The organism is Streptomyces sp. BF23-19, assembly GCF_041106355.1.
Classification (GTDB): domain Bacteria; phylum Actinomycetota; class Actinomycetes; order Streptomycetales; family Streptomycetaceae; genus Streptomyces; species Streptomyces virginiae_A.
This window is the reverse complement of the sequence record NZ_JBGBPT010000021.1, coordinates 58,461-82,173: the sequence shown is the minus strand read 5'-3', so window position 1 is coordinate 82,173 and position 23,713 is coordinate 58,461. Positions and strand designations below refer to the sequence as shown.

The 23,713-nt window shown below is 73.1% G+C and carries 15 protein-coding genes; 8 read left to right on the top strand and 7 right to left on the bottom strand.

Translation table 11 applies throughout. The features are described 5' to 3' along the window. The first annotated feature begins 101 nt into the window (after nt 1-101). Nucleotides 102-3,053 (top strand): AAA family ATPase, encoded by a 2,952-nt coding sequence (locus AB8A24_RS14690; RefSeq protein ID WP_328964357.1) that lies wholly within the window; start codon nt 102-104, stop codon nt 3,051-3,053. Between the two features lie 21 nt (nt 3,054-3,074). Here the strand turns inward: AB8A24_RS14690 and AB8A24_RS14685 are convergent, their stop codons facing one another. The 3 genes from AB8A24_RS14685 to AB8A24_RS14675 all read right to left on the bottom strand — a co-directional run bounded on the left by AB8A24_RS14685 (nt 3,075) and on the right by AB8A24_RS14675 (nt 7,600). Continuing rightward, nucleotides 3,075-4,673 carry an ATP-binding cassette domain-containing protein gene (locus AB8A24_RS14685; protein ID WP_369475980.1) on the bottom strand — a complete coding sequence of 533 codons (1,599 nt, stop codon included), beginning with the start codon at nt 4,671-4,673 and terminating at the stop codon, nt 3,075-3,077. After that, nucleotides 4,670-7,363 carry a class III lanthionine synthetase LanKC gene (lanKC, locus tag AB8A24_RS14680; protein ID WP_369475978.1) on the bottom strand — a complete coding sequence of 898 codons (2,694 nt, stop codon included), beginning with the start codon at nt 7,361-7,363 and terminating at the stop codon, nt 4,670-4,672. The genes AB8A24_RS14685 and lanKC overlap by 4 nt, the downstream gene beginning before the upstream one ends. Before the next feature lie 111 nt (nt 7,364-7,474). After that, on the bottom strand, nt 7,475-7,600 hold the full coding sequence (locus tag AB8A24_RS14675; protein ID WP_199810350.1) for a class III lanthipeptide: 126 nt from the start codon (nt 7,598-7,600) through the stop codon (nt 7,475-7,477). Between the two features lie 256 nt (nt 7,601-7,856). Here AB8A24_RS14675 and AB8A24_RS14670 point away from each other — a divergent pair, with 256 nt between their 5' ends. The 7 genes from AB8A24_RS14670 (at nt 7,857) to AB8A24_RS14640 (ending at nt 15,051) form a co-directional block, all read left to right on the top strand. After that, nucleotides 7,857-10,202 (top strand): WD40 repeat domain-containing protein, encoded by a 2,346-nt coding sequence (locus AB8A24_RS14670; protein WP_369475975.1) that lies wholly within the window; start codon nt 7,857-7,859, stop codon nt 10,200-10,202. 143 nt (nt 10,203-10,345) lie between these two features. Beyond that, entirely contained in the window at nt 10,346-11,020 is a 675-nt protein-coding gene (locus AB8A24_RS14665; RefSeq protein ID WP_328964361.1) for a hypothetical protein, read from the top strand. An 88-nt stretch (nt 11,021-11,108) separates the two neighbouring features. Further along, nucleotides 11,109-11,762 carry a M15 family metallopeptidase gene (locus AB8A24_RS14660; protein WP_369475973.1) on the top strand — a complete coding sequence of 218 codons (654 nt, stop codon included), beginning with the start codon at nt 11,109-11,111 and terminating at the stop codon, nt 11,760-11,762. A gap of 232 nt (nt 11,763-11,994) precedes the next feature. After that, nucleotides 11,995-12,597, top strand: coding sequence for a hypothetical protein (locus tag AB8A24_RS14655; RefSeq protein ID WP_328964363.1), 603 nt, complete (start codon nt 11,995-11,997; stop codon nt 12,595-12,597). Between the two features lie 102 nt (nt 12,598-12,699). Continuing rightward, on the top strand, nt 12,700-13,173 hold the full coding sequence (locus AB8A24_RS14650; protein ID WP_328964364.1) for a helix-turn-helix domain-containing protein: 474 nt from the start codon (nt 12,700-12,702) through the stop codon (nt 13,171-13,173). A gap of 155 nt (nt 13,174-13,328) precedes the next feature. After that, complete coding sequence (locus AB8A24_RS14645; protein ID WP_369475970.1) at nt 13,329-13,892, top strand: hypothetical protein; 564 nt, start codon at nt 13,329-13,331, stop codon at nt 13,890-13,892. Between the two features lie 142 nt (nt 13,893-14,034). Continuing rightward, nucleotides 14,035-15,051: a serine/threonine-protein kinase gene (locus tag AB8A24_RS14640; RefSeq protein ID WP_328964366.1), complete on the top strand. Its 1,017-nt coding sequence runs from the start codon at nt 14,035-14,037 to the stop codon at nt 15,049-15,051. Between the two features lie 57 nt (nt 15,052-15,108). Here the strand turns inward: AB8A24_RS14640 and AB8A24_RS14635 are convergent, their stop codons facing one another. From AB8A24_RS14635 to AB8A24_RS14620, 4 genes are all read right to left on the bottom strand, one after another. Then, nucleotides 15,109-15,339 carry a response regulator transcription factor gene (locus AB8A24_RS14635; protein ID WP_266388474.1) on the bottom strand — a complete coding sequence of 77 codons (231 nt, stop codon included), beginning with the start codon at nt 15,337-15,339 and terminating at the stop codon, nt 15,109-15,111. 198 nt (nt 15,340-15,537) lie between these two features. Further along, nucleotides 15,538-17,976, bottom strand: a complete 2,439-nt coding sequence (locus AB8A24_RS14630) for a SpoIIE family protein phosphatase (RefSeq protein ID WP_369475967.1) — start codon at nt 17,974-17,976, stop codon at nt 15,538-15,540. A 129-nt stretch (nt 17,977-18,105) separates the two neighbouring features. Then, entirely contained in the window at nt 18,106-18,771 is a 666-nt protein-coding gene (locus tag AB8A24_RS14625; protein ID WP_328964368.1) for a 4'-phosphopantetheinyl transferase superfamily protein, read from the bottom strand. After that, the gene (locus AB8A24_RS14620; protein WP_369475965.1) at nt 18,768-23,636 is read right to left on the bottom strand and encodes an aminotransferase class I/II-fold pyridoxal phosphate-dependent enzyme; all 4,869 of its coding nucleotides are present in this window, start codon (nt 23,634-23,636) and stop codon (nt 18,768-18,770) included. Before AB8A24_RS14620 ends, AB8A24_RS14625 begins: the two co-directional genes overlap by 4 nt. Between the last annotated feature and the right edge of the window lie 77 nt (nt 23,637-23,713).

The following is a 23,713-nucleotide window of genomic DNA, read 5'->3' as shown; positions in this document are numbered from 1 at the left end:
CCACAAGCCCCCCAAACGGACGGCTACAGGGGGCACACGCGGCGTCCATATCGTCATCCCCGGCGGCGCCTCGGACGGCCCGCCGGAAAGGGGACGAGCCGGTGTCCATCTTCTGGCCGGCGCTGCCGGAGGACTGTACCGTCGCGGGCCCGGACGGTGGCCCGCACCCGAGGCGAGGGGAACTCATCGGCCGCGGCGCCGAGATGGGGCAGATCATGCGCGCGCTCGCGGGCGCCCGCTCCGGGCGCGGCGCGGCACTCTTCGTGACGGGAGAGCCCGGTGTCGGCAAGACCCGGCTCGCCGCCGAGGCCCTCGCCGTGGCCGCCGAGACGAACATGGTCACGGTACGGGGGCGGGCCAGCGCGGTCGGCTCACCCGTCCCGTACCGGCCGCTGGTCGAGGCGTTGCTCCTGCTGTCCCGGGCCGGCCTGCTGCCCGACCCGGACGAACTCGGCCGCTACGGCCCGGTCATGGCCCGGCTGCTGACCGGCGCCCGGGACACGGGCGCCGACGCCGCCTCGCACCTCGTGGTCGCCGAGACCATGCTGCGCCTGCTCACCGTCGTCGGGGAGCGCCATGGCTGCCTGCTCGTCCTCGACGACCTGCACGACGCCGACGCCGCGACCCTGGCGGTCGTCGACTACCTCCTCGACAACATCGGGCACCAGCCGGCCGTCCTCCTCCTCGTCACCGGATGCGCACCCTGCGCGGCGACCGAACTCGCCTCGAGGGCACGCGGACGCGAAGCCGCCGCGGTACTCGACCTCGGCCCCCTCAGCCGCCCCGACGTGCACCTGCTCATCGCGGCCGAGCTGAGCGTCCCCCCGACCGAGGTCTGCCCCGACCTCGTCCACCGCGCGGTCGAGAGCGGCGCCGGCATCCCCTTCGTCGTCAAGGAACTCGTCCACGACCTCACCGGCCGCCCCGCCCGCCACGACCCGGGGACGCCGGCCGTCCCGCCCACCGTCGCGGACAACGTCAGACGCCAGGCCGAGCGGCTCGGCCCGCTCGGCGTGGAACTCCTCGGCATGGCCGCCCTGTTCGGCCGCCGCTTCGCAACTCCCGTACTGGAGCGCGCCATCGGCCGCGACCACGCCGAACTGTCCGCGGTCCTGCGCGCCGCGGTCGCCTCGTACCTGATCACGCCGGACGGTCCGGGCGCCCAGTGGTACACCTTCCGCTACCCGCTGGCGGCCGAGGCCCTGCTGGACGACCTCGGCCCGGGGGAGCGGACCCGGTACGTACGGCGGGCCGCGCGCGCCCTCACCGAGCTCCACCCCGGGCTGCCCGGGACCTGGTGCGAGCACGCCGCCCAACTGCACGAGCACGCCGGCGACACCCCCGAGGCCATCCGTCTGTACTGCGAGGCGGCCGGGCGGGCGACGGGCGAGGGCGCGGTGGACCGGGCCGTGGAACTCCTCACCCGGGCCCACCGGCTCGTCGAACCGGACACCACGGCCGAACTGCGCGCCACGGTGCTGGAACGCCTGCTGGACGCCGTCGCCCGCTCGGCCCGGTTCGACGGCCTGCCCACACCCGCCGCCCTCCTGAACACCCTCGGCGGCGACGGCGGCGAGCACGAGATACCCGCCCAGCGCCGCGCCGGCCTCCACGCCCGGCTGAGCGACCTCGCCACCCTGACGGGCCGCCCCGCGGAGGCCCTGTGGCACCTCGACATCGCCCGCGCACTGCTCGGAAGCCACCCGGACGACCAGTACGCCGCCCTCGTGGACCTCTCCGCCGTGCACGTGGAACTGAGCCGGCTCGCCCCCGACCGGCTGCGCACCGCCACCCGGTACGCCCTCCGGGCCCTGCACGCCGCCCAGCGCGTCGATCTGCCCGACGTGGCCTGCAGGGCCCTGCTGCTGCTCGGGCAGCTGGCCCGGGAACAGGACGAGCAGACGGCCGCGGCCCACTTCCGGCGGGCCCGCGCCATCGCCCTCGCCCGCCGGCTCCCCGTCCCGCGCGTGGCCGCCGACGTGCACCTGGCCATCGTCGCCGCGAGCCACGACGGCCGGCCCACCCGGATCGAACAGGCCCGGCAGGAGGCCCTCGGCATGGGGCTGCTGCCCCTGGCCCACGAGACCGGGTTCGTCCTCGCGCTGGACCGGATCCAGCACGGTCGCTACGACGAGGCCCGGGACCGGATCCGGGAGGCCGCCGCCGACGCCTCACGGCTCGGACTGGGCCGCCCCCTGGCCATGCTGCGGCTCGCCGAGGCCGTCCGGTACGCCCACCAGGGCCGCCGGGCCGAGATGCGCGGGGCCCTGGAGCGGCTGGCCCCGCTGCTGGACGTGGCGCCCGGCGTACGCGCGATGTCGTACGGGCTGGCACGGGCCGTCTGCTCGCTGCTGGAGGAACGGCACGAGGCGGCCGGGCAGGAGTTCGCGCAGGCACTCGCCTACGACGCGGAGAACCCGGCGATGGGCGGCTTCGGCAAGCACGGCATCATCCTGCTGCTCGGCGTGCTGGCCGGCCGCATGGGCCGGCCCCACCACGCCGAGGTCACACGGGCGAGCGCCGGCGCCACCCGCTGGAACCACCAGTTCACCGGCCTGGCGCACGCCGTGCTGCTCGGCCGCGAGGGCCGCCCCGACGAGGCGACGGCCGCCGCGAGCACGGCGTTGGAGGCGGCCGAAACCTTCCCCATGGCACGCAGGCTGTGTCTGCGCCTCGTCGCGCAGTCGGCGTACGACGACGGCTGGGGCACGCCGGTCGAGTGGCTGCGCGAGGCCGAGGAGTACTTCCACGACGCCGGCCTGCAGGCGGTCGCCGGAGCGAGCCGGGCGCTGCTGCGCGGGATGGGCGCCTCGGTGCGGCAACGGCGCACGGGCACCGAGCGGGTGCCGGCGGACCTGCGCCGGTGCGGGATCACCGTCCGGGAGTTCGAGGTGGCCCGGCTGGTCGCCGAACGCATCAGCAACAAGGACATCGCCGGCCGGCTGCACATCTCGCTGCGCACCGTCGAGAAGCACGTGGCCAGCCTCCTGCAGAAGACCGGCCACCCGAACCGGACGGCCTTCGCCACCGCCACCCGCGACCTGGTCGCCTGACCACTCGCCCGCCCGACCGCCTCAGGAGAGGCGGGCCAGCGGGTGTCCGGCCGCCAGGGTCACCACGCGGTCGAAGCGGCCGTCGAGGTCCTCGTCCCCGTGGTGCACGACGAGCAGCGCCCGCCCGGCGGTCCGCTCGCGCAGCAGCCGGAACACCAGCTCCCGACCGCGGTCGTCGAGGTTCGCGAACGGCTCGTCGGCGAGGTACACCTCGGCGTCCTCGCACAGGAGCGCGGCGACCCCGGCGCGCTGGCGCTGGCCCGAGGACAGCTCCGACGGCAGCCGGTCGGCCGACTCGTCCAGGTCCAGCGCGGCGCGCAGCCGCTCGTCGGGGACGAGGTCGCGCACCGGCAGCGGGGGCAGGTTCACCGGCGCGGTCAGGCTCGCCACCCGGGGCGGCAGGGTGACCGACCCGGCGTCGGGGGCGAGCGTCCCGGAGATGATGTGCAGCAGCGTGGTCTTCCCGCAGCCGTTGGGACCGCGCAGCAGCACGTGCTCGCCGGCGTGCAGCTCGAAGGCGTCGAACGACACCCCGGCCACCCCGGCCACCCCGGCCACTCCGGTCCCGCCGCTCCCGCCGCGCTCGTCCCCGTCCCGCTCCCCGTCCGCGCCGCCGTACACGACACGGGCTCCGTGGACCCGTACCAGCGCCCCCTCGTCGTGGTACGGGTTCTGACGGGACTCCCGTAGGAACTCGATCCGTTCGAGGACGGCGGTGCTCCGGCGGGCCTGCGGAATCATGTTGATGAGGTCGAACATCCCGGTCACCGCCCGCCACAGCGAGTTGACGAAGGCGAGGAAGCTGCCGAAGGTCATCCGGCCGGAGAAGACGAAGAAGGCTCCGACGATCATCGAAGCGGTGTCCGACAGGTTCATCACCAGGTCGCTGAGGGTCCGCTGGCGCTGCGCGAGTCGGAAGTTGACGAAGGTGATGCCGAGGAAGCCGCGCAGCGCGTCCTGGTTCGCGCGGCGCGTGCCCGGCAGCAGGGACGGCAGCCCGCGCAGGGCGGGGAAGGCCTCCAGCGTCCGGGTCAGCGTGTTGATGTAGCGGGCCTCCGCCTCGCGTTCGGGACCGGTGTTCTCCTCGATCCGCCGGCCGAGCCGGTTGCTCACGAACACCAGCGGCGGCACGATCACCAGCAGGACCAGGCTGGCCTGCCAGGACAGGTACAGCAGCACCCCCAGGAAGACCACCGAGGTGACCGCCTGCCGCGCGATGCGCAGGGACACGTCGACGGCAGGCAGGACCCCCTGGGACACGTCGTTGTGGATGCGGCTGACGTACGAGGCGTTGCCCGCCCGCGCCATCTTCCGGCCGTCCAGGCCGAGCGCGCGGCCCAGCAGCTCGCTCTCCAGCACCAGCGTGAACGCGTTCTCGAACCGCTTGCGCCGGCAGGCGATCCAGTACCCCGTGAGGTTGAGGGTCAGCCCGAGCGCGAGGTAGGTGAGGCCGAGGAACAGGAAGCGCCGCGGGTCGGCGGTCAGGATCGCCTCGTCGAACAGGGCCTTGAGCAGCAGCGGGTGCAGCAGGGCCTCCAGGCCGCTCATGGTGACCTCGGCGACGAGGATCACCACGAACGGGGTCCGGTGACCGCGCAGCGTGCGCCAGAGCTGCCTCACCGCCCGACCTCGTCCAGCAGGAAGTCGGCGGGGCCTCCTCGGTTCACCCGGTGGAGCACCCGCAGCACGCCCGCCGAGCCGGTCAGATAGTCGGTGGAGCAGCGCAGCAGTCCGTCACCGGGGAGACCCAGCAGGGGCGGCCGGCCGTCGGCGCGCGGCAGCCCGAAGCGCTCGGCGGGCTCGAAGAGGAAGACCCGCCGGACGAAGTCGAGCTGACGCAGCGCCGTGTCGCGGTACGACCGGTCGCCGGTGAACTCGGCCGCGTCCAGCAGCGCGTCGGCGACCCCGGCCATGCCGAAGGCGTAGCCCGGCATCACCGAGTACCGGACGTCCAGCCCGCGCAGGACGGTGCGGGCCGCGTCCGTGTCCCCGTAGCGCAGCAGCACCTTCAGCACGCCCGCGGAGCCGACCTCGACGTACGGCTCCATCGTCCCCTCGTGCTCGAACATGACCGGGCCGCCGTCGTCGTCGATGGGTGCGGCATGGGCCATCTCCCAGGCGAGGGCCTCCCGCCCGAGCCGCAGGTGGCGCGCCTCTCCCGTGATCTGGTGCATGCGCAGCAGGAACATCGCGACACCGGCCTGCCCGAAGCCCAGCCCGGTCAGCGGCCCCCTCGCGGAGAACTCGTTCAGCCAGTGGGCGTGGCCGCCGTCCCGCCGGGCCGTCTCGTGCAGGGCCTGCGCGCACTGCTGCGCGGCGGCGAGGTCGCGGGGGTCGTGGCCGCGCAGGAAGAAGCGCAGGTTGGTCATGCCGACCCCGGAGAGGCCGTAGTAGAAGGTGTGGTCGCCCGTGTCCACCGCGCGCTCGTTGGCCCGGGTCAGCAGCTCCCTGGCCGGTACGCCGAGCCCGAGGGAGTCGGCCGCCCAGGCGATTCCGGACAGGCCGTTCATGAGGCCGTCCGGGTAGCGGGCCGGATCGATGTCCGCCAGCCTGCGGCCCAGCCAGTCACGCCACCGCGGCCGGATCGGGACCCCGCCGGCGTGCAGCGCCCACAGGACACCGCTCGCCCCGAAGCCCAGGCTCAGCGGGTTGGTGACGTGCGCGAAGGGGTCCACGGGGAAGAGCGTGTCGCGGTCGGTGTCGGCGCTCGCCGCGATGAAGGCGGCCACCCCGTCCTCCGCGTCCGCGAGCCCCAGCTCCTCTTCGACGACCGGGAGCACCGGGGCGGCCTCGACCCGGTCCAGCAGGTCGTCGCCCTCGTCCTCCAGGGCCTTCAGCAGGCCGGTGAGGTCGATCCGGTCCCGGGCCAGATCGGTGATCAGCCGGTGCACCCGATCGGGCCAGCCCAGTCCCTCGGTGATGAAGATCCGATACAGGTCCAGGACGTCCTCGCGCAGGTACGACATGGCGGCGATCGGGAAGACGAAGTACGCCATGGTGGACGCCAGCGCGTACCGGTCGCCCTCCGGCCCGTACGCCTTGAAGCGGTTGCGGGAGAGGCTGAATCCCGGGGTGTAGAGCTCGACCGGCTTCGCCAGGGCGTCGTCACCGCTCTCGGCCAGCCGGCAGGCCTCCAGGTCGACGATGGTCACCTCGTAGGTGTCCGGGTCGATGAGCAGGTTCGCGGCGGTGAAATCGGTGAGGATCACCCCACGGTCGTGGGCGGCCCGGATCGCGCGGGCCAGTCCGCGGAAGACGGCGAGGAAGATCCGCAGGTAGTCCCGCGACCGTTCGACGTCGAACCCCGGCCGCGCCAGCGGGTTGCGCTCCAGCAGTACCGAGCGGATGTCGGAGCTGTCGACGAACTCCTCGGCGATGTAGTGGTGTTCCCAGTGCCGGAACGTCGCGATCGGAGCCGGGTACGCGCCCGTGTCGGCCAGCCGGTTCAGGAACATCCACTCGCGGCCGAGGATGTCCACGGCGTCGTGGTCCTGCCGCGGGTTGATGTTGGTGTGCGGGCGGGCCTCCTTGAGCAGCACCGGGCGGTCGTCGTCCGCGGTGTCCTCGGCCGTGTACACGCCGCCGCTGTTGGAGAACTGGATCGCGCCGGTCACCCGGAAGCGGCCCCCGAGCAGGCCGTCGTCCCCCTCGCCCTCGTCTACGGGCTGCTGCCAGTCGTCGAACGGCCAGGGCACCCAGGAGGGTTGCGCGTGGCCCGGGCGCCGGTCGTCGGGGACGGGTCCGTCCGGTCCGAGGATCCGCGGCAGGCTGCGGCCGAGGACGTCGACGGTGGGGGTGTGGAGGAACTGGCCGTAGCGGAAGTAGAGGGCCTTGCTGTCCCGGTACCGCAGGTCCGACAGGACGTAGGCGCCCTCGACGTCCTTCAGGAGGCGGGCCAGGTCCGCCAGGCACGTCCGGAACTCGTCGTCGTCGCGCGGGTAGACGGTGACGAGCTTGCCGCCGCTGCCCCGGGAGATGGCCTTGGAGTTGAGCATCTCGAAGATGTTGAGATCGAGAGCGATCTTGAAATCGATCTCGCGTTCCGTCAGGTGGCCGATCACCGAGGTGGCGACCTCGCGCACGTGGCGGTGGCTCGACGAGATGTGGATCTTCCAGCCCTGCGCCGGCAGGTTCTGGTTGTGGCGGAAGCTCCACCAGATGCCGCTGCGGACGAACCGGGCCCGCACCCGCTCGTCGAACGCGGCGAGGAAGTGGTCCGCGTTCGGCTCGTAGAAGACGTCGAGCGGGTCGAAGAACAGTGTGTCGTTCCACGCGAAGAGGAAGCGGTAGACCCAGCGTTCGTTGCGCATGTCAGCCTCTGTGATCGTCCGGGGCCGCCGGCAGCAGCGGCTGCGACAGCGGCCGTCGGGAACGGTGGGTCCGTGCGGGGGCGCGCCGAGCCCACGCACGGACCCGGCGGTTCAGTTCGGGTTCTGCGGCTCGCGCGGAGCCTTGCAGCAGTCGCTGCTGCTGCTCGTCAGGCTGATGGTGGCGGCAGCACTGGGCGTGACGCGGGCCTCCATGTTCTGAAGCTTGAGGACGCTCATCCGGATCACCTCCTCGAAGGTCGGGTGCGTGGATCGTGCTGTGACGTGGATTCCTTGCCGGCCGATCGGCAGGTCCGACTCAACGCCATTCGCGCCACCCGCACATGGGCGGTGGCCGCGCATAATCTCCGCCCGCGCCCCCCACCGAAGTACCGCCCCGCACGGGGCGAAATGGTGGTGGTCCCCACCCTCCGGCCGGCGGCTCCCGGTGTGGTAGGGAAGGGCGATGTCAGAGGCGGTGTCTAGCCTCGGGGGTATGTACGAGACCTCCACGGGTGCGCCCGACGACGTGAATGCCCCGCTGTCCGAGCCGCGGTGGACCGTGCAGTGGGCCGACGGCCCCGTACCGGACCAGCGGCGCCTGCGTCCCCTCACGGGGCACAGCGGCCCGGTGCGGACGGTGGCCACGGCGATCGTCGACGGCAGGCCGGTCGCGGTCTCGGGCAGCCGGGACAACACCGTGCGCGTCTGGGACCTCGCGACGGGTGAGCAACTGCACGATCCGGTCACCGGCCGCACCGACCCGGTGTCCTCGATGACCGCCGAGGTGCTGTCCGTGGCCACGGCGGTCGCCGACGGCAGGCCCGTGGCCTTCAGCCTGCACGGCGACGACTCGGTCCTGGTCTGGGACCTGGCCACCGGCCGCGCGGCCGGGGAGTTCGTCAGGCTGGTGGAGAGCGCCGTCCTGGACGAGCGCCGGGTCCTGCTCACCCTCGGGGCCGACGGGACCCTGTCCGTGGCGGACCTGCTGACCGGCCGCCGGGTCGCGGGCTTCCCGTCGGCGACCGGCATCGCGATGCTGGATGGCCGCCGGGTCGTCCTCACCGTCGACGCCGTCGACGTGGACCGGACGGTACGCGTGTGGGACCTGGCCACGGGCGGTCAACTGGCCCGGTCGCTCCAGGTGGTGCGGACCGTCGACCTCGACGGACGGGTGCTCGCCGTCACCGCCCGGGAGGCGGACCGGGAGCCGGACCGGGAGCCGGACCAGGAGGCGGACCGGGAGGCGGACCCGGGGGAGGGGCGGCTGTGGGACCTGGCCACCGGCGAGCCGTTGGACGCCGCCGAGGCCGCCGAGGCCGCCGCGGCTCTGTCCGGCGGCGCGGCCCGGCTCGGCGTGACGACCCTGACGGTGGTGCACGGCCGCGCCGTCGCCGTCGGCCTCGACGGCGAGGAGCCCCGCTTCATCGGTCCCCTGGCCCTCGCCCGCCGGAACGGCGCCCTGGTACGCACCCGGGCGCGGGAGACCGCGCTGCTGGACGGACGTACCGTCGCCCTCACCGCCGAAGCGGACGGGACCCTGCGCATCTGGGACCTGACGGACGACCGGCCGCGCGTGCACGGCATGCGGGTGATCGATGCCGTCGGCGCGAGCGGCACGGCGCCGGCCTTCCCGCCCGGCCCGGAGCGGGAGGCGGACCTGTGGCACCGGATCTCCGGCCGCGGGAACGGTCCTTCCGGCAGCGCCGATCCGGTCCTGCTCACCGTGGAGCAGGGCGACACGGTGGTGGTACGGGACCGCGCCACCGGACAGCCCGTCGGCCGGCCGCTCACCGGCCACACCGGCAAGGTCTGGGACGTGGCCACCACCGTCGTGGACGGGCGGCCCGTGGCCGTCACGGCGAGCGCCGACCACACGCTCCGGACCTGGGACCTCTCCCACGCCCTCGCCCACGGGGACGGTCCGTCCCGTGCCGGCCACACCGCAACGGTCACGGCGGTCACCACAGCCGTCTTCGACGGGAGTCCGGTGGTCGTCACGGCAGGCGCCGACCGCACCCTGCGCGTCCGGGACCTGAGCACCGGCCGGCAGGTCACGGCCCCCGTGGCGGGCCTGGAGGGCGAGGTGACCGCGATGGTCGCATCGGAGGTGGACGGGCGGCCGGTGATCGTGACCGCGGGTTCCGGTGACACCCTGCACCTGCTGGATCCGGTGCGCGGGGAACACGTCGGCGAGCCCGTCACCAGCCACCACGGCCGGGTGCTGGCCCTGGCCGGCGCGACCCTCGGGGGCCGGCCGGTCGTGGTCACGGCCGGCACCGACCGCACCGCGGCGATCTGGGACCTCGCCACCCGCCGCCCGGTCGGCGAGCCGCTCACCGGCCACACGAGCCGGGTGACCGCCGTGGCGACGGCGGAGCTGGCGGGGCGGCTCGTCGCGGTCACCGGCAGCTGGGACAAGACCGTACGGCTGTGGGACCTCGGCACGGGCCGGCAGATCGGCGAACCCCTGACCGGCCATACCGACTGGGTGACGTCGGTGGCCACCAGGCTGATCGACGGCAGGCCCGTAGCGGTCAGCAGGAGCCGGGACAAGACGGTGCGCCTGTGGGACCTGGCCACCCTGCGGGAGACCGGCGAACCCCTGACCGGTCACACGGATCCGAACGGGCCCGTGGTCGTCACCACCGGGGGTGCGCGGCCGGTGATGGCCATCGGCCAGGGGCAGGCCGTGCGCTTCTGGGACCTCGCCACGGGGTGCGAGGTGGGGAACGAGTACGCGCTGCCGCTCCCGGCGGCCGCGCTCGCGGCGGCACCGGCCGGCCGGCTCGTGGTCGCCTTCGGCCCGGAGATCGCGGTGCTGCGCCCGGCGGCAGATTGACTCGATCGGACCGTATGCCTCCGGTAGGTCGGGAGAATTCCGGGAGCAAGAGGCGGTGATCGACGTGCGGGCCGGTGGCGAGTGAATTCGCCGCTGTCCTACGGCGGTTCACCGATCCCCCCAGCACCGTGAGAGGCACCACGATGACCACACACCGCGTCAGGCGTTACGCGGCCCGCGCGTTGACCATGACGATGGCGGCCTGCGCCGTCGCTGCGGCGACCACCCTTCCGGCGTCCGCCGCCGACCAGCCGACCCGGCCGCAGCTCATGGCGGACTGCGCCTCGGGCGAGGGCAAGTGCACCTTCAACTCGCCCGAGCTCGGGGAGGCGTACCTGGGTCAGTTCCGCCAGGTGTCGAACTCCCTGTACAACTGCAGCACTTCCGACTCGTCCCAGTCGATGACCTGGGACGACACGGTGGGCTCCACCGACTCGCTGGGCGTCTCCGTCACGGCCGGCGGTAACATAGCGGGCATCGTTGACCTGAGCGTAACCGCGAGTTACAGCCATAGTTGGTCGAGCAGCCACTCGGAGAGCAGCTCGCTCAACATGACGGTGAAGCCGGGCGAAGTCGGGTGGATCTCGCGCGCCCAGGTGATGCAGAAGGTCTCCGGCACCTGGCAGACCCACTACGACAGCCCCAAGTGGAGCCACTACTACTGGTTCTTCCAGGACACGATCACCAGCCCGGCCAAGAACGGCACGGACGGCAAGAGCAACGCCGTGGTGGTCAAGACCCGCAAGATGACGGCCGCGGAGAAACGCTCCTGCGCCGCCGAGGGCCACCAGGGCCGCACGTTCGCCCAGACCCGCTGAACCATCCCGGCCCCGCCCCGTTCCTCGGGGCGGGGCCGGCCGCATTTTCGACCTCTGGGACGTGAAGACGTAGATGAGCATCATTTTGATGTCCGACCCCCGCGTGGCGGCCGTCCCGGTCGCCGAGAACGGCGCACCCCTCGTCGACATCCGCGCCGACGGCGCGCTGCGGTGCGACGACCGCCGCACCGACCCCGCCGGCGCCTTCGCCCGCCTGAGATCGGGAGTCGCGGACCGGCTCCTGCACGCGCAAGAGCTGCTGCCCGACGACCTGCGCCTGCTCATCGTCGAAGGCTTCCGCCCGCCCGCCCTCCAGAACCGTTACTACGAGGAGTACGCGGCCGAGCTGCGCACCGCCCACCCTGACTGGACGGGAGCGGAGCTGAGGGCACAGGCCGCCCGCTACGTCGCGCCGCCGGAGATCGCCCCGCACAGCGCCGGAGCCGCCGTCGACCTCACGCTCGTCGACGCGGAGGGGATCGAGCTGGACATGGGCACCCCTGTCAACGCCACCCCGGAGGAATCGGCGGGCGCGTGCTACACGCTCGCCGACGGCCTCTCCCGCCGGGCCCGCCTGCACCGCACCACCCTGTCCGATGCCCTTACGGCCTCCGGCCTCGTGAATTACGGGACGGAGTGGTGGCACTGGTCCTTCGGCGACCGGTACTGGGCGCTGATGACCGGACGGCCGGCCGCCCCCTACGGGCCCGCCCACCTGCACGGCGTCGACCGGGCCGGGTGAGAGGGGGGGCTTTTATCCCGCATTCATGAGGGTGTCAAGTCCCGAGTTTCCGGAACATGACCCGGGTGTGGCCCCCGGGGCTTACTTGTGGTGCGGGCCTCACCGGAAAGAAAACGAGGCAGACGAAAGAAACGGAATACCTCTCCGAGGATCCCTTCTCTCGCCGATATCACCGCACCGTCCCGGAAATCCGGGTACGGCAAACACCCCTCTTGATCTGTAGGAGAAAGTCATGAACCGCAAGATGCACACCAGCAATGGCACCCGTTCCACCCGTCGCGGTTTCCGCGTCGCCACTCTGGTCGCCGCGGCCGCTGTGGTCACAGGAGGAGTCATGCTTCCGGCGTCCATGGCCTCGGCCGCTCCGGTCGCCTCCCACGTCGCTACGGCCCTGCCGAACGGTGGAGGCGCCGGAGGTGACGGTGGCAAGGGCGGTACCGGCGGTCTCGTCGGTGGCGCCGGTGGTGCAGGTGGCTCCGGTGGCGGCAGCGTCCTGGGCACCGGTGGCAAGGGCGGCAACGGCGGTACCGGTGGAGACGGCTTCCTGGTCGGCGGCGCCGGTGGCGGTGGCGGCGGTGGCGGCGAAGGCCGGATCGGCGGCGCCGGTGGTAACGGTGGCGACGGCGGCTTCGGCGTCCTCCAGGGCGGCAACGCCGGTGGCGGCGGCGGGGGCGGCGACGGCTTCCTCAAGGGCGGCAAGGGCGGCAACGGCGGCAACGGCGGCTTCAGCTTCTTCAACGGAGGCAACGGCGGCAAGGCCGGCGACGGCGGCCTCGGTGGCCTGATCGGTGGCGCCGGCGGCAACGGCGGCGCCGGTGGCGGCAGCCTCTTCTGACCGCTCCCCGTAGGACCCGGCTCAACGGGGTGGAGGCCTTAGGGCCTCCACCCCCACCCTCCACCCCCCCTCTCGGTATGTGCCGAAACGGAGAAACCCCTCATGTTCACGAAGTCCTGGCAGCGTCCGATCATCCTGGCCACGGCCTCTCTGGCCCTCGTCACCGGTACGGCGTGCGCCGCGCAGGCGTCGCAGTCCCACACCCCCACGAACATCAGCGCCTCGGCCCCGGCCGACCAGCCCGAACACTGCGTCGGGTTCGGCGCCGGCGGCAAGGGCGGAGAGGGCGGCAAGGGCGGCCGGGGCGGCGAGCCCGGTCAGCCGGGTGAGCCCGGTCAGCCCGGCGGGGTCGGCTGCTTCAAGTTCGAGGACCTGCCCGACAAGTCGAAGGCGGATCTGACCGTGGTCGACAAGGTGCGCATCGCGATCATCGTGTTGGCGGCCGACGACGAGGACGAGACCACGAAGAAGATCGCCGACAAGTACAAGATCTCGGAAAAGCAGATCGACACCTGGAAGAAGTACTACGTCGACGGCGACTGGTTCGCCCTGATGGCGGACGACGTCCGCCCGTGAGGCCTCGACGCCCCGGTGCACGACAGGCCGGGGCGTCGGCGAAAACCTCGGGGAAACGAACGGCCGGACATCGATCTGGCCCACTCGACAGGAACGCGGAAAGCGGGACATCGCAGCCGCGTCACGGAATGCAATTCCAGGCAAGGGAGATTCTCATGCGTGCGCGATCCACGAAGTTTCGGCTCGGCCTCATCATTTCCGCGACTCTGATCGGCGCGGGTGCGATCGCACCGGTCGCCACCGCGGCCCCGGCCCCGTCCGTCCGGACCGTCTCCGCGTTCGGCAGCGGCGACACGCATCCCGGCGGCGGCCGGTTCCACGGCAAGGCGGTGCTCGGCGACGTCAAGGTGGACAAGGGCAGCGTGCGGGTCGGTGACCGGGTCTGTGCCGGCAACTGCGACGGATCGGTGAACGGAACCAACGGCGGCAAGGGCGGCATCTGTGCCGGGCTGTGCAACGGGAGTGCCAACGGCGGCAACGGCACCACGGGCGTACCGAGCGGCAACGGTACGAACGGCGGCAAGGGCGGCATCTGCGCCGGGACCTGCAACGGCAGCGCCAACGGCGGCACCGGCGGCACCGGCGGGGTCGCACTGCCCGGCGGCGACGGCGGCAAGGGCGGCACCGGCGGCGACGGCGGCCTCTGCATCGGCTTCGGCTGCGGGACCACCGGTGGCCTCGGTGGTAACGGCGGCGCCGGCGGCAACGACGACGACTGACCGCCATGGACGCGCACGCGTGTCCGCCCCGACCGTCCCGGTCCACGGCGCGCGCGGGTGGGGCGGTCGATAGACTTCCAGGTATGGAAGAGCGGCCTGCCGCGTCCGGCGGCGTCACACGGCCGGGCGAGGGGGACGTCCGATGAGCGAGGTGTCGAACCTCAGCGTGTACGCGGGCCGCGCCTCCGGCCTCATCGGCAAGCAGATCGCCGGCTACCGGGTGGAGCGCATGATCGGCCGCGGTGGCATGGCCGTCGTCTACTGCGCGAAGGACCTGCGCCTCGACCGTACCGTCGCGCTCAAGCTGATCGCCCCCGAGCGCGCCCGTGACGAGACCTTCCGGCGCCGCTTCACACACGAATCGCGGGTGGCCGCCTCGATCGACCACCCGCACATCGTGCCCATCTTCGAAGCCGGTGAGACCGACGGCGTCCTCTACATCGCCATGCGCTACGTCTCCGGCCTGGACCTGCGCGCCCTGCTGGACCGCGAGGGCCCACTGCCGGTCGCGACCGCCCTGCGCATCGCCGCCCAGGTGGCATCGGCGCTCGACGCCGCCCATGACCACGATCTCGTGCACCGCGACGTCAAGCCCGGCAACATCCTGGTCGCCGCGGGCACCGACAGCGACCACCCCGAGCACATCTACCTCACGGACTTCGGGCTGACGAAGAAGTCGCTGGCGCTGACCGGGTTCACCACGGACGGGGAGTTCGTCGGCACGCTCGACTACATGGCGCCGGAACAGATCTCCGGCAGGCCGGTGGACGGCAGGTGCGATCTCTACAGCCTGGCGTGCGTCGTCTACGAAACCCTCGCCGGCGGGCCGCCCTTCCAGCGCGAGGAGGACGCGGCGCTGCTGTGGGCGCACCAGTACGACCCCCCACCCCCACTGACGGAAAGGCGGCCGGGAATCGCTCCCGCCGCCGCCGACGTACTGACCAAGGCTCTGTCGAAGGTCCCCGAGGACCGCTACGGGTCCTGCCTCGAATTCGTGGCCGCGCTGCGCGACGCCACAGGAGGCGGCATCGGCCGTCACGCCGATCCGCCGTCGCGGGAGGGTTCCCGTCCCCCCGTCCCCCCGGGGGACTCCGTGCCCCCGCGGGAGCCCCCGGTCTGGGCCCGGCCGGTCTTCTACGGCCTGCCCGGCGGCCCGTAGACCGCCTCGCCCGTCACGGGCGTCTTCCGTCTTCCCGTCGAGTCTTTCCTGCGGCTGTCACAGCCCCATCGAGATGGCCAGGCGGGTCATCTCGGCCGTGGTGCTGATGTTCAGCTTGGCGCGGATGCGGCGCAGGTAGGCGTCGACCGTGTGCTTGGAGAGCCCCATCTGGCGGGCCGTCTGCAGGTAGGTGCAGCCTGCGGCGATGTGTCGCAGGGCCTCCTGCTCGCGCGGGGCGAGCGTGGGGGCGGTGGCTTCGGTCTGCGGGGCGACGAGGGTGAGAGTCATGATTTCCTCCGACGGGTCGGCCTGGTCATCACTGCTCACGTCCTCGGAAGCAGGGGACGTATACCTGAATGTCGGTGTTTGTCCCTGATAAAGAGCTTGTCGGCGGGACTTCATGGAGGTGTCCGTCGACTGTCACAGGCGCGTCACAGGGGACATTTCCGTGCATACCGACCGGCTCTGTACGCGTCCTCGTCGTCCTCAGAACTCGGTGAGGGACTGCTCCGCCCAGATGGTCTTGCCGATCTCCGCGTGCCGGGTGCCCCAGCGCTGGGCGAGCTGGGCCACCAGCAGCAGACCCCGACCGCCCTCGTCGAAGGTCCGGGCCCGCCGCATGTGCGGGGCGGTACTGCTCGCGTCGGAGACCTCGCAGATCAGGGTGCTGTTCTTCTCGTGGATCAGCCGCAGCTGGATGGGCGGCTGACCGTACCTGATCGCATTGGTCACCAACTCGCTGACCAGGAGCTCCGTGACGAAGGCGGCCTCCTCCAGCCCCCAGGCCGTCAACTGGTCGGTGGTCTGGCGCCGCGCCGTGGCGACCACAGAGGGCTCGGAGGGAAGGTCCCAGACGACGACCTGGTCGGCGTGCAGGCCCCGGGTCCGGGCGACGAGCAGGGCCACGTCGTCGTCCGGGCGGTGCGTGAGCATGGCCGTCAGGACGCGGTCGCACACCGCGTCCAGGGTGTCCGCCGGCCGGACCAGGGCCGCGAACATGCTGTCCAACGCGTCGTCGATGTCGTGGTCGCGGGCCTGCAACAGACCGTCGGTGTACAGGGCGAGGATGCTGCCCTCGGGCAGTTCGACCTCGAGCGTCTCGAACGGCAGGCCGCCCAGGCCCAGCGGGGGACCGGCCGGGACGTCCAGGAGGTACACGGAGCCCTCGGGGGAGACCACGGCCGGCGGCGGGTGGCCGGCCCGGGCGACCGTGCAGCGCCGGATGACCGGGTCGTAGACCACGTAGAGGCAGGTGGTGCCGATGCCCCCGGCCGTCTCCCCGCCGGATTCCTGGTCGCCCTCGTCGGCGGACAGGTGGATGACGAGGTCGTCGAGGTGGGTGAGCAGCTCGTCGGGGCCCAGGTCGACGTCGGCCAGGGTGCGTACGGCGGTGCGCAGTCGTCCCATCGTGGCGGTGGCCCGGATGCCGTGGCCGACGACGTCCCCCACGACCAGCGCCACCCGGGCGCCCGACAGCGGGATCACGTCGAACCAGTCGCCGCCCACACCGGCCTCGCCGGCCGCCGGCAGGTACCGGGAGGCGATCTCCAGCGCCGCCTGGTCGGGCAGCGTGTGCGGGAGCAGGCTGCGCTGCAGCGTCATGGTCGTGGTGTGCTCCCGGCCGGACCGGTACGCGTTGCGGATGCCGGCCGCCGCCCGGGCCGTGAGTTCCCCGGCCACCCGCAGGTCCTCCTGCTGGAAGGGCTCCCGGCGTCGGTGCCGGCTGAAGACGGCCACCCCGAGCGTGCCCCCGCCGGCCCGCATCGGCACCACCATGATCGAGTGGGCCCCGTACTCCCCGATCCAGGCGGCCTCCGGATCCTGGGCCGCCCACCGGGCGAGGGCCGGGTCCATGGCCCCGTACACGGCGCCCCGGCCCGCGACCAGCGCTTCGACGGGCGGTGACAGCGGCGGATAACTGGTCGTGTCCCCGACGGCGACCCTGGACTCCGGGGTCCCGTCGAGCACCGACCGCGCCGCGGCACGGCACACGGTGACCGGCACGTCGGCCTGGACCGAGGACGGCTCGTCCCCGCGCGGGAGCGGCTCCAGCAGGTCGACCACCGCGAAGTCGGCGAACCGGGGGACTGCGGCGTCGGCCAGTTCGTGCGCGGTGCGGACGCTGTCCAGCGTGGTCCCGATGGGGGCGGTGTCGACCTCGTCCGTCAGGAGCATCTGGTGCTGGACGCTCTCCACCGCGCTCCGGTCGTGCGCGGCCAGACATACGGCGTGCACCCGGCCGTCCGGGTCCCGCAACGGCGCCAGCGAGGTGGCCCAACCGTGCTCCCCGCCGACGCCCGTCGGGTGGATGAAGGCCTCCATGTACTGCGGCTCACCGGAGTCCAGCGCCAGGCGCATCCGGCGCTCGGTCTCGTCGCTCACGGGATCCGGTGCGATCTCCGGCAGCCGTAGTCCCCGCATCTCGGCCTCCGTGAGCGAGAGCGTGCGCTCCATGCCCGCGTTCGCCCGCACCAGGCGCAGATCCGTGTCGAAGACGGCCAGGAAACAGGGGGACTGGGTGAACGCCCATTCCTTCAGCGGTTCCTCCCAGGGCGCGCGGGGCGCGCCCCCGACGGCGGACACCACGAACCACTTGGTGGTTCCGCCGCTGGACGTCCAGCGGTGCGCGAGCAGTGCCACCTCCATGCGGTGACCGTCCCGGTGGCGCAGCGCCACCGTGCCGCTCCACCGCTCCTGCTCGTCCGGCAACCGTCGCGCCGCTTCGCTGAGGACGTCGGCGAGCCGGTGGGCGGCGGGGAGTCCCACGACCTCGGACGGCACATAGCCCAGCAGCCGGGTCGCCCCCTCGCTCCACTCGGTGACGATGCCCTGTTCGTTGATCGTCGCCGAGGCCGTGTAGGTCGACTCGAGGGAGGCGCCCGTCTCCTCGGGCCGCTCACCAGGAGAGGTGGGAACTCGCTCCATCGCCACTCATCTCGCCCTCGCTCGTTCCGCTGCCGCCGTCCCACGGGGACGTGCACGGCCAGGCGCTCCTCTGACCAGAATGATCCAGCCGGGCAAGGAGCACCAACGCAGTGCCGTCACGCGGGGCACTCAACCACCCGGGTGCGCGAGGACCAGGGCGAGCGCAGCGTCACCCACCCGCCACACCATGGCGCGGCGCCGTCCGCCGAGGACGGGCGGCCGGAGACAGCGGATCGGGATGCCGCGCGGAGCCGCGCCGAAGACCCCGCTCCGGTCGGCCTTGACCGCGGCCTCCTTCAGCGCCCAGGCCCCGGTCATGGCGTCGGGCCGTTCCGTGTCGATGAGGGAGAGCTCCTCGGGCGACAGGAAATGGTCCGCGACCCGGCGTACGGCGTCGGCCGAGTCGATCTCGCACAGGTCCACCCCGACCGGTTCCGGCGCGAGCGCCGCGGCGACGTGCCGGGCGGTGTGGCTGATGGAGAGGTGCAGGGCGGGCATCGGGCCGCCGCCGACGAGGACGCGGGGACTGCCGTCCTCCCGGGGGAGGATCTCCACACCGTCCGCCGGCCCGGAGACCACCTCACGCACCAGCCGCTTGGCGAGGAACCGACCCGCCGTCCACTCGGCCTGCCGCCAGGCCGGCAGCGCGCGGAGCACGCGCCGTTCGGCCGGTGAGAGTGCGGGCACCTGCCCGAGGTCACAGGCCCGGGCGACGATCAGGCGGGCTCCGCCCCACCGGTGGACCCGGCCCGGCGCGATCGCCCGGAAGCCGGCGTCCACGGCGGCGGCGCTCATGAGACCGGGGCCGTGTCGAGGAGCAGCAGCTCGCGGGTCAGGGCGGCCACGGTCCGGCGGATCTGCCCGGGCGTGTGGTCGTACGTGAGGAAGAACCGCAGCCGGGCCTGCTCCTCCGGTACGGCCGGATGGAGGATCGGGTTGACGCTGATGCCCTGCTGGAACAGGGCCTCCGCGAGCCGCAGGGTCTTCAGCGAGTCCCCGACGATGCACGGTACGACCGGCGTGTCATGGCTGTCCCCGGTGTTGATGCCCGCCTCGCGCGCGAGGTGGACGAAGAGCGCCGCGTTCTCCGAGAGCCGCGCCACCCGCTGCGGCTCGGCCCGCAGCATGCGCAGGGCGGTCAGTGAGGCCGCGGTGTCGGCCGGGGTCATCCCGGCGCTGTAGACGAAGCCCGGCACGGTGTAGCGCAGGTACTCCACGACGGGGCGGCTCCCCGCGACGTAGCCTCCGCAGCTCGCCAGCGCCTTGGACAGGGTGCCCGACCACAGGTCGACGGCCGAGCGGTCGATGCCGTAGTACTCGCCGATGCCGCGCCCGGTCCGCCCGATCGTCCCGATGCTGTGCGCCTCGTCGATCATCAGCAGCGCGCCGTGCCGGCGCTTGACGTCGACGAGGGCGGGCAGGTCGGCGACGTCCCCGTCCATGCTGTAGACGCCTTCCACGACGACGAGGACCCGCCGGTACTGGTCGCGGACCTGCGTCAGCAGGGCGTCGAGGGCGTTGGCGTCGTTGTGGGGGAAGGGCCGCCGGGTCGCGCCGGAGAGCCTGCACCCCTGCAGGATGCTGTCGTGGGCGAGGGCGTCGTGGACGATGAGGTCCCCGGGCCCGACGAGGTGGCCGATCACGGTGACGTTGGTGGCGTGGCCGTTGGCCAGGGTGATCGCCGCTTCGCAGCCGAGCAGGTCGGCGAGCTCGCTCTCGAGTTCCAGATGGAGCCGTCGGCTGCCGGAGAGCAGCCGGCTGGCGGAGACCGAGGTGCCGCAGCGCTCTATCGCCTCGTGGGCCGCCTCGTTCACCTGCGGGTGGGTCGCCATGCCCAGGTAGTTGTAGCTGGAGAAGGAGAGGAGTTCCCGGCCGTCGATCACGGTGGTGTCCGTCAGCGCGCCCTCGTGGACGAGGAAGTACGGATTGGGCAGCCCCAGCTCGGAGAGCGTCGCGACGCGCTCGGTGTGGGCGGTGACCTCCGGGAAGCACTCGATCCGGGTGTGTTCCTCGGGGAGCGGGGTGGCGACCGGGTCCGTGGCCGCCGGAAGGTCGACGGGCGGAGCGGCGGGCGGCGCGGAGACCGCGTCGACGGGCGGCGGTGCCGCAGCCTCGTCGGCTCCGGAGCGCTGCTCGGGGACGGGGCCGGGGACGAGGGCCGGCACGGTGTCGCCGCAGCCGCTCGCGATCATTGCGGCGATCCCGGCGATGGTCGGCCGGTCGGTGGCCGTTTCGTCGCGCGTCCACCGGGGCCACTGCCGCTTGAGCGAGGTGAACAGGTCGGTCAGCATCAGCGAGTCGAAACCGAGGTCGTCGATCAGCAGCTGGTCGTCGTGCAGATGAGCCACGGGGAAGGCGCTGACCCGGGCCACGTGCGCGAGCACGGACTCCCGGACGGTGGTGACGTCGTCCCCCGGCCGTGCCGGTTCCTCGTCGACGGGCGCGTCCGGCACGGCCGGGGCGTCCGGCGCGACCGAAGCCGCAGGGGCCACCGGCGTGGTGTCGGCCGTCGCCGGGGCGACGGCCTCAGCGGGCCGGTTCCGCTCGGGGAGCTCGGGGAGCTCGGGGAGCTCGGGGAGCTCGGGGAGCTCGGGGAGCTCGGGGAGCTCGGGGAGCTCGGGCAGAGTCTCGGCGAGGCGGGCCGGCAACGTCGCCTCCGTGGCCGCGTTCGGCCGGGGAAGCGTTTCGGCGAGGCGGGCGAGCAGCGCCGTCTGCTGCTGGACCAGCCGGCGCAGCTCGTCCATCGGCTGGAGCGGCGAGTCGTTCATCGTGATCTCCTCGGGGGATACGGACGGGGCCCGGGACCGGACCCGGTGGGCGGGCGCGGGGACGGGGTCGCCCGTCTTCCCCGGGCGCCGTCGGGGGACCCAGTAGGACTGGGTGGCGAGCTTGGCCACCGGCAGGTCGAGCAGTCGGCGCTCCTCCTGGGGGACCAGCGCGCGCGGGTCGACCGGGGCGCCCAGGACCGCGAGCCGGGCGAGGGCCCGGACGAGGCCCCGCCCGCCGTCCGGCGCCACCCCGGCGACGGGGACGACGTGGACGTCGCCGTGGTCGGCGAGGTTGCGGCGGACCGAGGTGAGCAGCGAGTTGCCGCCGGTCACCTGGAGGAAGACGCGGGCCCCCTGGTCGTAGGCGGTGCGCACGGCGTCGCCGAACAGGACCGGCGCGGACGCGTGCCGGGCCCACAGCTCGCGCAGCCGCTCGGGGTCGGTGCAGACGGCCGCGTTCACGGACGAGACGAACGGCACGACGGGGCTGCCGACTTGGCGGTCGGCGAGGTCCGCGCGCATGGTCTCGTCGGCGGTGGCGAGCCGCGGCGAGTGGAAGGCGTTCGACACGTCGAGAGCCACCGTGACGACCCCGGCCTCCGCGCAGGCCTGCCGCATGGCGTCGAGACCGTGCGGCGTACCGCTGACCACGACCTGACGCGGCTGGTTGAAGCAGGCGAGCCACACGTCGTCGATGCCGTTCACCAGCCGGCGGCAGGTCTCCTTGTCGGTCTGTACGGCGAGCATCCCGCCGCGCAGGCAGCTCTCGGCCTCCCGGAGGGTCGCGCCCCGGTGCACCAGCAGCCGTACCGTGTCCTCGTCGGTGAGGGCGCCGCCCGCCGCGGCCGCGGCGAACTCCCCGACGCTGTGGCCGAGGACCAGGTCGGGGGCGATGCCGAAGCCGGCGAGGAGCCGGGTGGCGGCGATCTGGACGGTCCCGAGCAGCGGCTGGCACACCTCGGTGGAGGCGAGCCGGCGCCCGATCTCCCCGGCGTCGTCGCTGTCGCTGTCGCCGTCGGTGGTCGCCGGCCCGCCGTACAGCAGGTCGCCGATGTCGGGGCCGGCGTCCTCGCGGGCCGCGGCGCCGAGGCCGTCGACGGTCCCTCGGAAACCGGGGAACCGCTCGTAGAGGTCCCGCATCATGCCCGGCCGCTGACTGCCCTGACCGGGGTAGACGAAGGCGAGGCGGCGCTGCTCGGCCGGCAGCGGGGCGTCGGCGGCGTAGGCCCCGTCGCCGAGGTCGCCCCGCCCACCCTCGACGAGCTGCCGGCGGGCGTGGCGCAGCCGCTCGACGAACGCCTTCGTGTCGTCGGCGACGATCGCGAGCCGGGCCGTCAGCGGCCGGCGGGAGCCGAGGGTGTGGGCCACGGCTCCCAGCGGGGCGGGGTCCGCCGTGTCGAGTGCGTCGAGAACGTCGCCGATGTACCGGTCCAGCTCGGGACCGCCGGCCGAGAGCAGGACGAGCTGAGGGCCGGCGTCCGGGGTGTCCCCGCCGGGAGCCGGGGCGGGGGCGGCGGCGGGCCGCTCCTCCAGGACCACGTGGACGTTCGTCCCGCCGAAGCCGAACGAACTGACGGCGGCCCGGCGCGCAGTACCGGAGTCCGGAAAGGGCCGCGCCGTGTCGGCGAGCCGCAGGCCCGCGGCGTCGATGCCCAGACCCGGGTGCGGGGCGGTCTTCGGCTGCGGCACGATCGTCCGGTGGTGGACCACCAGGGCCGTCTTGATCAGTCCGGCGATGCCCGCGGCGGACAGCGAGTGTCCGATGAGGGCCTTGCCCGCGCCGACGTAGCACAGCGAAGGGTCGTCGTCGGGGTACTCGGTACGTAGTCGGCGCAGCGCCTCGACCTCGGCGCGGTCGCCGGTCGCGGTACCGGTGCCGTGGGCCTCCAGGAAGCCCACCGAGGACGGGGCGACCCCGGCGTCGTCGTAGGCCCGGCGCATGGCGCGCAGCTGGCCTTCGGGAGCGGGCGCCAGCGGCCCGGGGGACGCGCCGTCGTTGGCCGAGCCGATGCCCTTGATCACCGCGTAGACCCGGTCGCCCGCCGCGAGCGCGTCGGCGAGCGGCCGTACGACGACGGCGCCGGCGCCCTCGCCGAGGACGAAACCGTCGGCCGCCTCGTCGAAGGGGCGGCACATCCCGGTGGCGGAGAGCGCCCGGAGCGTGGAGAAGCCGATCAGGCTGTCGGGGGTGAGGTTGAGGTACACGCCACCGACGACGGCGATGCGGCAGCTGCCCTGGCGCAGCTGGGCCAGGGCCTGGTCCAGGGCGACGAGCGAGCCGGAGCAGGCGGCGTCGACGGCGAAGCTTGGCCCGCCGAGGTCGAAGTGCCGGCTGACGGTGCCGGGGGCCATGTTGAGCAGGCTGCCCGGCAGGCTGAAGGCCTGGACGGTGCCGAGCGATCCCGCGTGGTCCTTGACGGCGTCGAGGAGGTCGCCGGGGTCCGCCGCGGCCTGCTGGGCGTCCTCGGCCAGGGCGATGGCCCGGATGGGGGCCGACATGAGGTCCTTGTAGTCGGACACCGACATGCCGCAGAAGACCCCGGTGTTCTCCCGGTCGAAGTCGCCCCGGCCCAGCCCCGCGTCGTCGAGGGCCTCGCGGGTGACGTCCAGCAGCAGCCGGTGCTGCGGGTCCATGGCCCGGGCGCGGGCGGGCGGTACGCCGTAGTGCAGGGCGTCGAAGCGGTCCACGTCGTCCAGGAAGGCGACCTGGTCGGTGTACGCGGCATGGGGGGCCGACGGATTGCCGGGCTCGTGGAAGGTCTCATGGTTCCAGCGCTCCTTCGGCACGGCGGAGAACTGTCGTTCCCCGCTCAGCAGGAGCTTCCAGTAGGCGCTGATGTCGGGAGCGCCGGGGAAGCGGCAGCCGAGTCCGGTGATGGCGATGTCGGTCATGGGAGTTCTTCCTTGCCGTGAGGGTCGTGCGGGACGTGGACGGTCGTACGGGGGACGGGGTACGGGTACGGAGCGGT

What these genes read in the sequence shown, in the direction of transcription:
- AB8A24_RS14650 (WP_328964364.1), top strand. Translation starts at nt 12,700, where the DNA reads ATGTTCACGAAGTCCTGGCAGCGTCCGATCATCCTGGCCACGGCCTCT.
- AB8A24_RS14675 (WP_199810350.1), bottom strand. Translation starts at nt 7,600, where the DNA reads ATGAGCGTCCTCAAGCTTCAGAACATGGAGGCCCGCGTCACGCCCAGT.
- AB8A24_RS14635 (WP_266388474.1), bottom strand. Translation starts at nt 15,339, where the DNA reads ATGACTCTCACCCTCGTCGCCCCGCAGACCGAAGCCACCGCCCCCACG.
- AB8A24_RS14655 (WP_328964363.1), top strand. Translation starts at nt 11,995, where the DNA reads ATGAACCGCAAGATGCACACCAGCAATGGCACCCGTTCCACCCGTCGC.
- AB8A24_RS14625 (WP_328964368.1), bottom strand. Translation starts at nt 18,771, where the DNA reads ATGAGCGCCGCCGCCGTGGACGCCGGCTTCCGGGCGATCGCGCCGGGC.
- AB8A24_RS14630 (WP_369475967.1), bottom strand. Translation starts at nt 17,976, where the DNA reads ATGGAGCGAGTTCCCACCTCTCCTGGTGAGCGGCCCGAGGAGACGGGC.
- AB8A24_RS14640 (WP_328964366.1), top strand. Translation starts at nt 14,035, where the DNA reads ATGAGCGAGGTGTCGAACCTCAGCGTGTACGCGGGCCGCGCCTCCGGC.
- AB8A24_RS14670 (WP_369475975.1), top strand. Translation starts at nt 7,857, where the DNA reads ATGTACGAGACCTCCACGGGTGCGCCCGACGACGTGAATGCCCCGCTG.
- AB8A24_RS14645 (WP_369475970.1), top strand. Translation starts at nt 13,329, where the DNA reads ATGCGTGCGCGATCCACGAAGTTTCGGCTCGGCCTCATCATTTCCGCG.
- lanKC (WP_369475978.1), bottom strand. Translation starts at nt 7,363, where the DNA reads ATGCGCAACGAACGCTGGGTCTACCGCTTCCTCTTCGCGTGGAACGAC.
- AB8A24_RS14620 (WP_369475965.1), bottom strand. Translation starts at nt 23,636, where the DNA reads ATGACCGACATCGCCATCACCGGACTCGGCTGCCGCTTCCCCGGCGCT.
- AB8A24_RS14665 (WP_328964361.1), top strand. Translation starts at nt 10,346, where the DNA reads ATGACCACACACCGCGTCAGGCGTTACGCGGCCCGCGCGTTGACCATG.
- AB8A24_RS14660 (WP_369475973.1), top strand. Translation starts at nt 11,109, where the DNA reads ATGTCCGACCCCCGCGTGGCGGCCGTCCCGGTCGCCGAGAACGGCGCA.